This is a genomic window from Pseudomonas sp. CFII68, from assembly GCF_000416195.1.
Lineage (GTDB): Bacteria > Pseudomonadota > Gammaproteobacteria > Pseudomonadales > Pseudomonadaceae > Aquipseudomonas > Aquipseudomonas kilonensis.
The window spans coordinates 26,486-40,542 of the sequence record NZ_ATLN01000039.1 but is presented as its reverse complement, the minus strand read 5'-3'; the positions used below and the strand labels follow the sequence as shown (position 1 = coordinate 40,542).

The following is a 14,057-nucleotide window of genomic DNA, read 5'->3' as shown; positions in this document are numbered from 1 at the left end:
CTTTCTATCTATATCTATAGGCTGGGTTCGGATCAGGCGGAAACGCGAGGGATGGTGTCATCGCTGCGCAGGGTGAAGATTTCGTAGCCGGTCTCGGTGACCAGCAAGGTGTGTTCCCACTGGGCCGACAGCTTGCGATCCTTGGTGATGGCCGTCCAGCCGTCGCCCAGCACCTTGGTGTCGGCGCGGCCCTGGTTGATCATCGGCTCGATGGTGAAGGTCATGCCGGCCTGCAGTTCCATGCCGGTGCCGGCACGGCCGTAGTGCAGGATCTGCGGTTCTTCGTGGAACACCTTGCCGATGCCGTGGCCGCAGAACTCGCGTACCACCGAGAAGCCGTTCTTCTGCGCGTGCTTCTGGATCACTTCGCCGATGTCACCCAGGCGGCAGCCCGGTTTCACCAGTTCGATGGCCATGTACATGCATTCCTGGGTGACCTTGGACAGGCGCTCGGCCCACTCCGGCACGTTGCCGACATGGAACATGCGGCTGGTGTCGCCGTGAAAGCCGTCCTTGATGACGGTAACGTCGATGTTCACGGTGTCGCCATCCTTCAACGGTTTTTCGTTGGGGATGCCGTGGCAGACCACGTGGTTGATCGAAGTGCAGATCGACTTCGGGAAGCCTTTGTAGTTGAGCGGGGCCGGGATGGCTTTCTGCTCGTTGACGATGTAGTCGTGGCAGATGCGGTCCAGCTCTTCGGTGGTCACGCCAGGCTTGACGTAGTCGGCGATCATCTCCAGCACATCGGCGGCGAGTTTGCCGGCGACACGCATTTTGGCGATGTCCTCGGGAGTCTTGAGGGTAACGGTCATACAGGCTCTCTCTGCGCCCGACGGCGCTGTTCAAAACGAAATGGGCGGCGGATGATGCTTCACGTGGCCCTGAAAGAGGCGATTCTAACAGACGATCAGCGCAAATCCGCGTCCACATGCATCGCTTCTCTCTATAAGGGTGTGCATCCACTGCCCATGAAAGGGCTGTGGGAGGGGCTCCTCACCAGGATTTCAGAATCCGTGTTCCGTTTTCGCCCTTGCTGTGGTATAAAATGCGCCGCTTTCCGGGGATGACCCCGCAAGCTTAAATCCACACACGTGTCGACACGATGACCTGGGTGCCTTTGGCTTTTATAGCCGCTGGTTGGTCATTGGGATACGTGGAGGCCAAACCCGACTTATCAAGGAACTATCATGTCCCAAGTCAACATGCGCGATATGCTGAAGGCCGGTGTGCACTTCGGTCACCAGACCCGTTACTGGAACCCGAAAATGGGTAAGTACATTTTCGGCGCGCGTAACAAGATCCACATCATCAACCTTGAAAAAACCCTGCCGATGTTCAACGAAGCACTGACCTTCGTAGAGCGCCTGGCCCAGGGCAAAAACAAGATTCTGTTCGTCGGCACCAAGCGTTCCGCTGGCAAGATCGTTGCTGAAGAAGCAGCACGTTGCGGTTCGCCGTACGTCGATCACCGCTGGTTGGGCGGCATGCTGACCAACTTCAAGACCATTCGCGCTTCCATCAAGCGTCTGCGTGACCTTGAAGTCCAGTCCGAAGACGGTACTTTCGCCAAGCTGACCAAGAAAGAAGCGCTGATGCGCACTCGCGATCTTGAGAAGCTGGACCGCTCCCTGGGCGGTATCAAGGACATGGGCGGTCTGCCTGACGCACTGTTCGTGATCGACGTTGATCACGAGCGCATCGCGATCACCGAAGCCAACAAGCTGGGTATCCCGGTCATCGGCGTTGTCGACACCAACAGCAGCCCGGAAGGCGTTGACTACATCATCCCAGGCAACGATGACGCCATCCGCGCCATCCAGCTGTACATGGGTTCGATGGCTGACGCTGTTATCCGTGGTCGCAACAACGTGAATGGCGGCACCGAAGTCTTCGCTGAAGAAGCTCCGGCAGCAGCCGCTGAGTAATTGACGCCCTGGCGTTGACTCAGTAAGCAAAAAGGGGGCTTGGCCCCCTTTTTGCCACCTCGAAAACCATTTGCCGCCAGCGCAGTGACCTGTTTGTAACCTGCCGCGGCCTATAAGCAGTGGTTTTCCAGGAAGAATTGATCGCCCGTTCGATCGGGTGGAATGGTTGAAAACCTATCCAAGAGGATTTTGAAATGGCAGAGATTACTGCAGCGTTGGTCAAAGAACTGCGCGAGCGTACCGGCGAAGGCATGATGGACTGCAAGAAAGCCTTGACCAAGGCTGGCGGCGACATCGAGAAAGCCATTGATGACATGCGCGCTTCGGGCGCCATCAAGGCTGCCAAGAAAGCTGGCAACATTGCCGCTGAAGGCGCGATCGGCATCAAGGATGACGGTAAAGCTGCCGTTATCATCGAAGTCAACTCGCAGACTGACTTCCTGGCCCTGCAAGACGACTTCAAAGCATTCGTTGCTGCCAGTGTAGAAAAAGCATTCGCCGACAAACTGACCGACGCAGCTCCGCTGATCGCCGCTCAGGAATCGGCTCGTGAAGCCCTGGTTGCCAAAGTAGGCGAAAACGTCAACATCCGTCGTCTGGTTCGCGTCGAAGGTGATGTTGTCGGTTCCTACCTGCACGGCAACAAGATCGGTGTTGTCGTGGCCCTCAAAGGCGGCAGCGTCGAGCTGGCCAAAGACATCGCGATGCACGTCGCTGCCAGCAACCCTGAGTTCCTGCTGCCGTCGGAAGTTTCCGCTGACGCCATCGAGCGTGAAAAAGCTGTGTTCATGCAGCTCAACGAAGACAAGATCAAAGGCAAGCCAGCCGAAATCGTTGAAAAAATGGTTGCTGGTCGTATCACCAAGTTCCTGGCTGAAGCCAGCCTGGTTGAGCAGGCGTTCGTCAAGAACCCTGAAATCAAGGTCGGTGAACTGGCCAAGAAAGGCGGCGCTGAAATCGTTTCCTTCACCTACTTCAAAGTGGGCGAAGGCATCGAGAAGCCAGTAGACAACTTCGCTGAAGAAGTTGCTGCTCAGCTGGCTGCCAGCAAGCAATAAGACAGTTTTTATAGCTGTCGCCCTGAAGAGGCTGCCCGCTTAACGCGCGCAGCCTCTTTTTGGATGGGGATGCCGATTTTTATTGGTTTCCTGTCGGAACTGGCTTACAAAGCCGTGTTCCGATGGCGCTGTGTCAGCGTCAAGCTAGAGTGAACGCAGGCTGAAAACAGCCTGCAAAGAATTTTTTGAACACATACGCCGCAGGAGAGATTCGCAATGGCTCAGCAGGGCAGTGGTTATCAGGCTCGCTATAAACGCATTCTACTCAAGCTTAGCGGCGAGGCCCTGATGGGCTCGGAAGAGTTCGGGATCGATCCGAAAGTGCTGGATCGCATGGCCCTGGAAGTCGGCCAGTTGGTCGGGATCGGCGTTCAGGTCGGCCTGGTCATCGGCGGCGGCAACCTGTTCCGCGGCGCAGCGCTGAGCGCGGCCGGCATGGATCGGGTCACGGGCGACCACATGGGCATGCTGGCCACTGTGATGAACGCCCTGGCTATGCGTGACGCGCTGGAGCGTGCCAATATCTCGGCCATCGTGATGTCGGCCATTTCCATGGTGGGCGTGACCGATCACTACGACCGCCGCAAAGCCATGCGCCACCTCAATGCCAAGGAAGTGGTGATTTTTGCCGCCGGCACCGGTAATCCGTTCTTCACCACGGATTCGGCCGCCTGCCTGCGAGCGATCGAGATCGATGCCGATGTCGTGCTCAAGGCCACTAAGGTCGATGGCGTCTATACCGCTGACCCGTTCAAGGACCCGCATGCCGAGAAGTTCGATCATCTGACCTACGATGAAGTGCTGGATCGCAAGCTGGGTGTAATGGATCTGACGGCTATCTGCCTGTGCCGCGACCACAAGATGCCGCTGCGCGTCTTTAACATGAACAAGCCCGGTGCCCTGCTGAACATCGTCCATGGCGGCGCCGAAGGAACACTGATCGAGGAAGCTCAACAATGATCAACGAAATCAAAAAAGACGCTGAACAGCGCATGCAGAAATCCCTGGAGTCCCTGGCGCACAACTTCGGTCGCATCCGCACCGGCCAGGCGCACCCGAGCATCCTCGAGGGCGTGATGGTGCCGTACTACGGCTCCGACACCCCGATCAAGCAAGTGGCCAACATCACCGTCAAGGACGCGCGTACCCTGCAGGTCGTGGCCTTCGAGCGCAACATGCTGGGCGCAGTCGACAAGGCCATTGGCAGTGCCGGCCTGAACCTGAACCCGACCAACCTGGGTGAGCTGCTGCTGATCTCCATGCCGGCCCTGACCGAGGAAACCCGCAAGGGCTTCACCAAGCAGGCCCGTGATGTGGCTGAAGACGCCCGTGTTGCCGTGCGCAACATCCGTCGTGATGCCAACAGCCAGCTCAAGGACCTGGTCAAGGAAAAGGAAATCAGCGAAGACGAAGAGCGTCGTGCCACTGGCGAGATCGACGACCTGACCAAGAAGTACGTGGCTAAGATCGACGCGGATTTGGCGCAGAAAGAAAAAGACCTGATGGCCGTATAAGGGTCTCGTTTTCATGGAAAAGACCAAGCAGGCCGTGCCGTTCGTGGTGCCGCGCCACGTGGCGATCATCATGGACGGCAATAACCGCTGGGCCAAGAAACGCTTTATGCCTGGCGTCGCCGGGCACAAGGCGGGGGTCGACGCGGTTCGTGCGGTCATCGAGGTGTGCGCCGAGGCAGGGGTCGAGGTGCTGACCCTGTTCGCCTTCTCCAGCGAGAACTGGCAGCGCCCGGCCGATGAAGTCAGTGCCTTGATGGACCTGTTCCTCAAGGCCCTGCGTCGCGAGGCCAAGCGCCTCAACGATAACAAGATCAGCCTGCGGATCATCGGTGATCGCTCGCGCTTTCATCCTGAGTTGCAGGCTGCGATGCGCGAAGTCGAGGCCGCGACCGCGGGCAACGACCGGTTTGTCCTGCAGATCGCCGCCAACTATGGCGGTCAGTGGGACATTGCCCAGGCCGCCCAGCGGCTGGCGCGGGAAGTCCAGGCCGGGCACTTGCGCCCGGAAGACATCACGCCGGAACTGCTGCAGACCTGTCTGGCGACCGGCGACCTGCCGTTGCCAGACCTGTGCATCCGTACCGGTGGCGAGCATCGCATCAGCAACTTCCTGCTCTGGCAGTTGGCTTATGCCGAGTTGTATTTCTCCGACCTGTTCTGGCCGGACTTCAAACACGAAGCCATGCGCACTGCGCTAGCCGATTTCGCTTCCCGTCAGCGTCGCTTTGGTAAAACGAGCGAGCAGATCGAAGCTGGAGCCCGGGTTTAATGCTCAAACAACGAATCATCACTGCCTTGATCCTGTTGCCCATCGCCCTGGGCGGTTTCTTCCTGCTCAAAGGTGCCGGTTTTGCGCTGTTCATCGGGCTGGTCGTGACCTTGGGTGCGTGGGAGTGGGCGCGGCTGGCGGGTTTTCCTGCGCAGTCGGCGCGCGTGGCCTACGCAGCGGCCGTGGCGGCCATGCTGTTCATCATGTACGTGGTACCCGGCCTCGGGCCTTGGGTGTTGGGTGCCGCGGTGCTGTGGTGGGCGACAGCGACCTTCCTGGTCCTGACCTATCCGCGGACTACCCATCATTGGGCCAATGCGGCGACCAAGCTGGTGATCGGCCTGCTGATCCTGCTGCCGGCCTGGCAGGGGCTGATCTGGATCAAGCAAGGCCCGCTGGGCAACTGGCAGATCATGGCTGTGATGGTGTTGGTCTGGGGTGCCGACATCGGTGCCTATTTTTCCGGTAAGGCCTTCGGCAAGCGCAAGCTCGCACCGAAAGTCAGTCCCGGCAAGAGCTGGGAAGGCGTCTATGGTGGCCTGGCCTTGAGCCTGGTGATCACCACTGTGGTCGGTTTCGTGCGGGACTGGACGGTCGCGCAATTGCTGATGGGACTGATTGGCGCCGCCCTGATCGTCTTTGTGTCCGTGGTCGGCGACCTGACCGAAAGCATGTTCAAGCGTCAATCCGGGATCAAGGACAGCAGTAACCTGCTGCCCGGTCACGGTGGTGTGCTGGATCGCATCGACAGTCTTACCGCTGCGATCCCGGTCTTTGCCGTGCTGTTGTGGATGGCGGCATCGTGAGTCGCCCCCAGCAGATCACGGTCCTTGGTGCGACCGGTTCGATCGGCCTGAGTACGCTGGACGTCATCGGCCGGCACCCGGAGCGTTACCAGGTGTTCGCCCTCAGCGGTTTCACGCGCTTGAGTGAATTGCTGGCGCTGTGCGTGCGCCACACGCCACGGTTTGCCGTGGTGCCTGAGGCTGGTCTGGCGCGGGGGGTGCAGGACGATCTGCGCGCAGCCGGTTTGCAAACCCGCGTGCTGGTGGGCGAGGAGGGCCTCTGCCAAGTGGCTTCCGACCCCGAAGTCGACGCCGTGATGGCGGCCATCGTCGGTGCGGCAGGCTTGCGCCCGACGCTGGCGGCGGTGGAGGCCGGCAAGAAGATCCTGCTGGCCAACAAAGAGGCGCTGGTGATGTCCGGCGCGCTGTTCATGCAGGCTGTGCGCAAAAGTGGTTCGGTGTTGCTGCCCATCGACAGCGAGCACAATGCGATTTTTCAATGCATGCCGCAGGATTTTTCCCGTGGCCTCGGCGCGGTAGGGGTCCGGCGGATTTTGCTGACAGCCTCCGGTGGTCCGTTCCGGCAGACACCGCTGGAAGAATTGGTGCATGTTTCACCCGAGCAGGCCTGTGCGCACCCGAACTGGTCCATGGGGCGCAAGATTTCCGTGGATTCGGCCAGCATGATGAACAAGGGGTTGGAACTGATCGAGGCCTGTTGGCTGTTCGATGCCAAGCCTTCCCAGGTCGAGGTGGTGATTCATCCCCAGAGCGTGATTCACTCCCTGGTGGACTACGTCGACGGTTCGGTGCTGGCCCAGTTGGGCAATCCGGACATGCGCACGCCGATCGCCAACGCCCTGGCCTGGCCGGAGCGTATCGACTCAGGTGTTGCCCCGCTGGACCTGTTCGCCATCGCTCGCCTGGATTTCCAGGCGCCCGATGAGCAGCGTTTCCCCTGCCTGCGCCTGGCGCGTCAGGCGGCCGAGGCGGGCAACAGTGCCCCGGCGATGCTTAATGCCGCCAATGAAGTGGCGGTTGCAGCGTTTCTCGATGGACGTGTCCGTTACCTCGAGATCGCGAGTATCATCGAGGAAGTCTTGAATCTCGAGGCCGTGGTTTCGGTCAATGACCTCGATGCGGTATTTACGGCGGATGCCAGGGCTCGTGAGTTGGCGGGCCAATGGCTGCAGCGCCACGGGCGTTGAAGCTGCGATACGTTAGCCAGGGTTGCCCTGGACAGGATTGCGGAGAAAACAGATGAGCGCGCTCTATATGATTGCCGGCACCCTGATAGCCTTGGGGGTGTTGGTCACATTTCACGAATTCGGTCATTTCTGGGTCGCGCGGCGCTGTGGCGTCAAGGTCCTGCGTTTTTCCGTGGGCTTTGGCATGCCCTTGCTGCGCTGGCACGACAAGAAAGGCACCGAGTTCGTCGTGGCGGCCATCCCGCTGGGCGGCTACGTCAAGATGCTCGACGAGCGCGAAGGCGAAGTCCCGGCCGACCAGCTCGATCAATCCTTCAATCGCAAGACCGTCCGTCAGCGTATCGCCATCGTCGCGGCGGGACCGATTGCCAACTTCCTGCTGGCCATGGTGTTTTTCTGGGGCCTGGCCATGCTGGGCAGCGAGCAGGTGCGTCCGGTCATTGGTGGGGTAGAGGCCGGCAGCGTTGCCGCCCGTGCCGGGCTGGGTGCCGGGCAGGAAATCGTTGCCATCGATGGGGAGCCGACGTCCGGCTGGGCGGCGGTCAATCTGCAATTGGTACGGCGCCTGGGTGAGAGCGGTTCGTTGCAACTGATGGTGCGTGAGCAGGGTTCCACGGTGGATTCGCCTCGCGAACTGATCCTGGACAACTGGCTCAAGGGTGCCGATGAGCCGGATCCGATCCGCTCCCTGGGGATCAAGCCATGGCGTCCGGCGTTGCCGCCGATCCTCGCCGAGCTCGATCCGAAAGGCCCGGCCCACGCCGCAGGCCTGAAGACCGGCGACCGCTTGCTGGCGCTCGACGGCCAGCCGGTCAGCGACTGGCAGCAGGTGGTCGATTCGGTTCGTGTACGTCCTGATACTAAAATTGTGCTGCGCGTCGAGCGCGACGGTGCTCCAATCGACGTCCCGGTGACCCTGGCCGCCCGTGGCGAGAGCAAGGCGCCGACCGGTTACCTGGGGGCGGGTGTCAAGGCGGTCGACTGGCCGCCGGAAATGATCCGTGAGGTCAGCTTCGGCCCTGTGGCGGCGATTGGCGAGGGTGCGCGGCGTACCTGGACCATGAGCATCCTGACGCTGGACTCGCTCAAGAAAATGTTGTTCGGCGAGCTCTCGGTAAAAAACTTGAGTGGACCGATAACCATTGCTAAAGTGGCGGGCGCTTCTGCCCAGTCGGGCGTTGCTGATTTCCTGAATTTCCTTGCTTATCTGAGCATTAGCCTGGGGGTTCTGAATTTGTTGCCCATCCCGGTACTGGATGGGGGGCATCTGCTGTTTTATCTGATCGAGTGGGCGCGTGGTCGTCCCTTGTCGGATCGGGTGCAGGGTTGGGGGATACAGATCGGTATCAGCTTGGTGGTCGGGGTCATGTTGCTTGCCCTCGTCAACGATCTGGGTCGTCTGTAACGCTTCGCTGAATTGCGAATCTGCCGCATTTTGCGGCAGTTTGTTTATTGCCAGTTGGAATAAGAAAGGACTTCATGAAACGTCTGCTGCTAACTGCGGTTCTCACCGTATTGATGATCGCCGAAGTTCACGCCGAGTCCTTCACTATCTCTGATATTCGCGTCAATGGCCTCCAGCGGGTCTCCGCGGGTAGCGTCTTTGGTGCCTTGCCGTTGAACGTCGGCGAGCAGGCGGATGATCGGCGCCTGGTGGAATCCACGCGTGCGCTGTTCAAGACCGGCTTCTTTCAAGATATCCAACTGGGCCGTGACGGCAATGTCCTGGTCATCACCGTTGTCGAGCGTCCGTCGGTCGCCAGTATCGAGATCGAGGGCAACAAGGCGATCTCCACTGAAGACCTGATGAAGGGCCTCAAGCAATCCGGTCTGGCCGAAGGCGAGATCTTCCAGCGCGCCACCCTCGAAGGTGTACGTAACGAGCTGCAACGCCAGTACGTTGCCCAGGGCCGCTACTCGGCCACCGTCGACACCGAAGTGGTGCCGCAGCCGCGCAACCGCGTCGGCCTGAAGGTCAATATCAACGAAGGCACCGTGGCGGCCATCCAGCACATCAACGTGGTGGGCAACACGGTTTTCCCTGAAGAAGACCTGGTCGACCTGTTCGAGCTCAAGACCACCAACTGGCTGTCGTTCTTCAAGAACGACGACAAGTACGCCCGTGAAAAACTCTCCGGTGACCTGGAGCGTCTGCGTTCCTACTACCTGGACCGTGGCTACATCAACATGGACATCGCTTCGACCCAGGTGTCCATCACCCCGGACAAGAAGCACGTCTACATTACCGTCAACGTCAACGAAGGCGACAAGTACACCGTTCGTGACGTCAAGCTCAGCGGTGACCTGAAGGTCCCTGAAGACCAGGTCAAGTCGCTGCTGCTGGTGCAGAAGGGCCAGGTGTTCTCGCGCAAGCTGATGACCACCACGTCCGAGCTGATCACCCGTCGCCTGGGTAACGAGGGCTACACCTTCGCCAACGTCAACGGCGTGCCACAGCCGCACGATGAAGACCACACCGTCGACATCACCTTCGCCGTGGACCCGGGCAAGCGTGCCTACGTCAACCGTATCAACTTCCGTGGCAACACCAAGTCCGAAGACGAAGTGCTGCGCCGTGAAATGCGCCAGATGGAAGGTGGCTGGGCGTCGACCTACCTGATCGACCAGTCCAAGACCCGCCTGGAGCGCCTGGGCTTCTTCAAGGAAGTCAACGTCGAGACCCCGGCCGTGCCGGGCGTCGATGACCAGGTCGATGTGAACTACAGCGTCGAAGAGCAGGCTTCCGGCTCGATCACTGCCAGCGTCGGTTTTGCCCAGAGCGCCGGCCTGATCCTCGGTGGCTCGATCACCCAGAACAACTTCCTGGGTACCGGTAACAAGGTCAGCATCGGCTTGACCCGCAGCGAATACCAGACCCGCTACAACTTCGGTTACGTGGACCCCTACTGGACCGCTGATGGTGTGAGCCTGGGCTACAACGCCTTCTATCGCACCACTGACTATGACGAGCTCGATTCCGATGTCTCCAGCTATGCAGTAGACAGCTTGGGTGCCGGCGTCAACGTGGGTTATCCAATCAGCGAGACTTCGCGGCTTACATTCGGTCTCACTGCCCAGCAGGATGAGATCAGCACTGGCCGCTATACCGTTGACGAGATCTTCGATTTTGTCGAGAAGGAAGGCGACAAGTACCTGAACTTCAAGGCCTCTGCCGGTTGGTCCGAGTCGACCTTGAACAAAGGTGTGTTGGCAACCCGTGGTCATTCCCAGAGCCTGGTATTGGAAACGACCACCCCTGGCAGTGACCTCTCGTTCTTCAAGCTCGATTATCGCGGCCAACTGTTCCAGCCGCTGTCTGACAACTACACCATGCGCCTGCACACCGAGCTGGGCTATGGCGATGGTTACGGCTCGACTGATGGCCTGCCGTTCTACGAGAACTACTATGCTGGTGGTTTCAACTCGGTTCGTGGCTTCAAGGACAGTACCCTGGGCCCGCGCAGTACGCCGAGCCGGGGTGCAGCTGTTACAGGCAACCAGGGGACCATCGCGGACCCGGATCAGGATCCGCTGCCATTTGGTGGCAACGTCCTCATCCAGGGCGGCGCCGAACTCCTGTTCCCGATGCCGTTTGTCAAAGATCAGCGCTCCTTGCGTACCTCGGTATTCTGGGATGTGGGTAACGTATTCAACTCCAGTTGCGATGACACCACCAACGCCAACGGCACCCGGTCCAATGCTAAGTGCAACGACATCAGCCTGAGCAACCTGGCCAGCTCCGTGGGTGTGGGCGTGACCTGGGTTACCGCACTGGGCCCCTTGAGCTTCGCATTGGCGATGCCGATCAAGAAGCCGGATGACGCTGAAACCCAAGTGTTCCAATTCTCCCTCGGCCAGACGTTCTAAGCGTTTGACCCAAGATAACGACAATGGATTTTGTAGGAGTACATCGTGCGTAAGTTGACTCAATTGGTTCTCCTGGCGACCGTACTGGTCGCAGGTCCGGCTTTTGCCGACATGAAGATCGCCGTACTGAATTATCAGATGGCCCTGCTGGAATCCGACGCGGCGAAGAAATACGCCGTGGATGCGGAGAAGAAATTCGGCCCGCAACTGACCAAGCTCAAGGGCCTGGAAAGCAGCGCCAAGGGCATTCAGGATCGTCTGGTGGCCGGTGGCGACAAGATGGCCCAGGGCGAACGCGAGCGTCTGGAGCTTGAGTTCAAGCAAAAGGCCCGTGACTTTCAGTTCCAGTCCAAGGAGCTGAACGAAGCCAAAGCTGTTGCCGACCGCGAAATGCTCAAGCAACTCAAGCCGAAACTCGACAGCGCTGTGGAAGAAGTCATCAAGAAAGGTGGTTTTGACCTCGTGTTCGAGCGTGGCGCAGTGATTGATGTCAAGCCTCAATACGACATCACGCGCCAGGTGATCGAGCGCATGAATCAGCTGAAGTAATCCATGACAGCGACTATCAAGCTCGGCCAGTTGGCCGAGTTCCTCGGCGCCACCCTGCGTGGTGACCCGGAGAAGGCAATTACTGGGCTAGCCACTTTGCAAGAGGCTGGCCCAGCTCAGTTGAGCTTTCTGGCAAATCCTCAATACCGCAAGTACCTGGCTGACAGCCGGGCGGCCGCGCTGTTGCTCAAGGCAGCTGATGCCGATGGGTTTGTCGGCGATGCCCTGATCGTGCCCGATCCGTACCTGGCGTATGCCCGCATTTCCCATCTGTTCGATCCCAAGCCGAAATCGGCCGCTGGTATTCATCCCAGCGCAGTGATCGCGGCAGATGCCGTGGTTGATCCCACGGCCAGTGTCGGCCCATTCGTGGTCATCGAAAGCGCGGCCCGAATCGGTGCCGGCGTCACGCTGGGTGCCCATTGCGTCATTGGCGCGCGCAGCGAGATCGGCGAAGGCGGTTGGCTGGCGCCACGGGTCACCCTGTACCACGATGTGCGCATCGGCAAGCGGGTCGTGATTCAGTCCGGCGCAGTGCTGGGCGGCGAAGGGTTCGGGTTTGCCAACGAGAAGGGCATCTGGCAAAAGATCGCCCAGATCGGCGGCGTCACCGTTGGCGACGACGTCGAGATTGGCGTCAACACCGCGATCGACCGCGGCGCCCTGGCCGACACGGTCATCGGCAATGGCGTCAAGCTCGACAACCAGATCCAGATCGCCCACAACGTCCAGGTCGGTGACCACACCGCCATGGCCGCCTGCGTGGGCATCTCCGGCAGCACCAAGATCGGCAAGCACTGCATGCTCGCCGGTGGCGTGGGGCTGGTGGGCCATATCGATATCTGTGACAACGTGTTCCTGACCGGGATGACCATGGTGACCCACTCGATTACCGAGGCAGGTGCCTACTCTTCCGGTACGGCCATGCAGCCGGCAGCCGAATGGCGCAAGAGCGCGGCGCGTATCCGCCAGCTCGACGACATCGCGCGACGCCTCAAGCAGGTGGAAAAGCGTGTAGGGGACGTGACCCCTGGCGGTAATGCTTCATCAGATGGCTGATACCATTTCCATATCAAGTGTGCACAGCCGTTAGGGCATCTTGATTTGCTAGCGGAGTGCGCGTCACTCGTGCGCTTCCAATCTTTACATAGGCTTCCCCCCGAAATGATGGACATCAACGAGATTCGCGAATACCTGCCTCACCGTTACCCGTTCCTGCTGGTGGATCGGGTGGTGGACCTGGACGTTGAAGGCAAGCGCATTCGCGCCTACAAGAATGTCAGCATCAACGAGCCGTTCTTCAATGGTCACTTCCCCGCGCATCCAATCATGCCGGGCGTGCTGATCATCGAGGCAATGGCTCAGGCTGCCGGGATCCTTGGTTTCAAAATGCTCGACGTAAAGCCTGCCGACGGCACGCTCTACTACTTCGTCGGTTCCGACAAGCTGCGCTTCCGCCAGCCGGTCACCCCGGGTGATCAGTTGATCCTCGAAGCCAAGTTCATCAGTTGCAAGCGCCAGATCTGGAAGTTCGAATGCCAGGCTTCGGTCGACGGCAAGCCAGTCTGCTCCGCTGAAATCATCTGTGCGGAACGCAAGCTATGAGTTTGATTGACCCTCGCGCAATCATCGATCCGACGGCCGTCCTGGCCGCCGATGTCGAGGTCGGCCCGTGGTCGATCGTCGGCGCTGGTGTGGAAATCGGCGAGGGTACGGTGATCGGTCCTCACGTAATTCTCAAGGGACCGACCCGGATTGGTCGACACAATCGCATCTACCAGTTTTCTTCGGTAGGCGAGGACACGCCCGATCTCAAGTACAAAGGTGAAGAGACCCGTCTGGTCATCGGCGATCACAACGTGATCCGCGAAGGCGTGACGATTCACCGTGGCACCGTTCAGGATCGCTGCGAAACGACCCTGGGCGACCACAACCTGATCATGGCCTACGCGCACATCGGCCATGACAGCGTGATTGGCAACCATTGCATCCTGGTCAACAACACCGCGCTGGCCGGCCATGTGCACGTGGATGATTGGGCGATCCTGTCCGGGTTCACCCTGGTGCACCAGTATTGCCATATCGGCGCCCACAGCTTCTCTGGCATGGGCACCGCCATCGGCAAGGACGTCCCGGCCTATGTCACGGTGTTCGGCAACCCGGCCGAAGCCCGCAGCATGAACTTCGAAGGCATGCGCCGTCGTGGGTTCAGCGAAGAGGCGATTACGGCGCTGCGTCGCGCCTACAAAGTCGTGTATCGCCAGGGCTTGACGGTCGAGCAGGCACTCGCCGAACTGGCCGAGGCTTCGGCGCAATACCCCGAAGTCGCGATCTTCCGTGACTCCATCCAGTCTTCGACCCGCGGCATCACTCGCTGAC

The 14,057-nt window shown here is 59.7% G+C and carries 14 protein-coding genes; 13 read left to right on the top strand and 1 reads right to left on the bottom strand.

Annotated elements, in window-relative coordinates; all coding sequences use genetic code 11:
- Positions 1-32: 32 nt before the first annotated feature.
- Positions 33-815 (bottom strand): type I methionyl aminopeptidase, encoded by a 783-nt coding sequence (gene map, locus CFII68_RS19835; RefSeq protein WP_018603733.1) that lies wholly within the window; start codon positions 813-815, stop codon positions 33-35.
- Between the two features lie 375 nt (positions 816-1,190).
- Between map and rpsB the strand changes: the two genes are divergently transcribed.
- The 13 genes from rpsB (at position 1,191) to lpxA (ending at position 14,056) form a co-directional block, all read left to right on the top strand.
- A complete protein-coding gene (rpsB, locus tag CFII68_RS19840) occupies positions 1,191-1,928 on the top strand; it encodes a 30S ribosomal protein S2 (RefSeq protein ID WP_003198231.1) in 738 nt (245 codons plus the stop codon).
- Positions 1,929-2,122: 194 nt separating this feature from the next.
- Positions 2,123-2,986 (top strand): translation elongation factor Ts, encoded by an 864-nt coding sequence (gene tsf, locus CFII68_RS19845; protein WP_018603730.1) that lies wholly within the window; start codon positions 2,123-2,125, stop codon positions 2,984-2,986.
- Between the two features lie 216 nt (positions 2,987-3,202).
- Entirely contained in the window at positions 3,203-3,946 is a 744-nt protein-coding gene (gene pyrH / locus CFII68_RS19850) for a UMP kinase (RefSeq protein ID WP_003184915.1), read from the top strand.
- Positions 3,943-4,500, top strand: coding sequence for a ribosome recycling factor (frr, locus tag CFII68_RS19855; protein WP_003198238.1), 558 nt, complete (start codon positions 3,943-3,945; stop codon positions 4,498-4,500). The genes pyrH and frr overlap by 4 nt, the downstream gene beginning before the upstream one ends.
- A 13-nt stretch (positions 4,501-4,513) precedes the next feature.
- Entirely contained in the window at positions 4,514-5,269 is a 756-nt protein-coding gene (gene uppS, locus CFII68_RS19860) for a polyprenyl diphosphate synthase (protein WP_018603722.1), read from the top strand.
- Positions 5,269-6,075 carry a phosphatidate cytidylyltransferase gene (locus CFII68_RS19865; RefSeq protein WP_018603719.1) on the top strand — a complete coding sequence of 269 codons (807 nt, stop codon included), beginning with the start codon at positions 5,269-5,271 and terminating at the stop codon, positions 6,073-6,075. The genes uppS and CFII68_RS19865 overlap by 1 nt, the downstream gene beginning before the upstream one ends.
- Positions 6,072-7,262, top strand: coding sequence for a 1-deoxy-D-xylulose-5-phosphate reductoisomerase (gene ispC, locus CFII68_RS19870; protein ID WP_018603717.1), 1,191 nt, complete (start codon positions 6,072-6,074; stop codon positions 7,260-7,262). The genes CFII68_RS19865 and ispC overlap by 4 nt, the downstream gene beginning before the upstream one ends.
- A 52-nt stretch (positions 7,263-7,314) precedes the next feature.
- Positions 7,315-8,667 carry an RIP metalloprotease RseP gene (gene rseP / locus CFII68_RS19875; RefSeq protein WP_018603715.1) on the top strand — a complete coding sequence of 451 codons (1,353 nt, stop codon included), beginning with the start codon at positions 7,315-7,317 and terminating at the stop codon, positions 8,665-8,667.
- Between the two features lie 74 nt (positions 8,668-8,741).
- A complete protein-coding gene (gene bamA, locus CFII68_RS19880) occupies positions 8,742-11,129 on the top strand; it encodes an outer membrane protein assembly factor BamA (protein WP_018603712.1) in 2,388 nt (795 codons plus the stop codon).
- A gap of 45 nt (positions 11,130-11,174) precedes the next feature.
- Positions 11,175-11,678: an OmpH family outer membrane protein gene (locus CFII68_RS19885; protein WP_003184901.1), complete on the top strand. Its 504-nt coding sequence runs from the start codon at positions 11,175-11,177 to the stop codon at positions 11,676-11,678.
- Between the two features lie 3 nt (positions 11,679-11,681).
- Positions 11,682-12,737, top strand: a complete 1,056-nt coding sequence (gene lpxD / locus CFII68_RS19890) for a UDP-3-O-(3-hydroxymyristoyl)glucosamine N-acyltransferase (RefSeq protein ID WP_018603710.1) — start codon at positions 11,682-11,684, stop codon at positions 12,735-12,737.
- A gap of 105 nt (positions 12,738-12,842) precedes the next feature.
- The gene (gene fabZ, locus CFII68_RS19895) at positions 12,843-13,283 is read left to right on the top strand and encodes a 3-hydroxyacyl-ACP dehydratase FabZ (RefSeq protein ID WP_003184897.1); all 441 of its coding nucleotides are present in this window, start codon (positions 12,843-12,845) and stop codon (positions 13,281-13,283) included.
- A complete protein-coding gene (gene lpxA / locus CFII68_RS19900; RefSeq protein WP_018603708.1) occupies positions 13,280-14,056 on the top strand; it encodes an acyl-ACP--UDP-N-acetylglucosamine O-acyltransferase in 777 nt (258 codons plus the stop codon). Before fabZ ends, lpxA begins: the two co-directional genes overlap by 4 nt.
- Position 14,057: the final 1 nt, after the last annotated feature.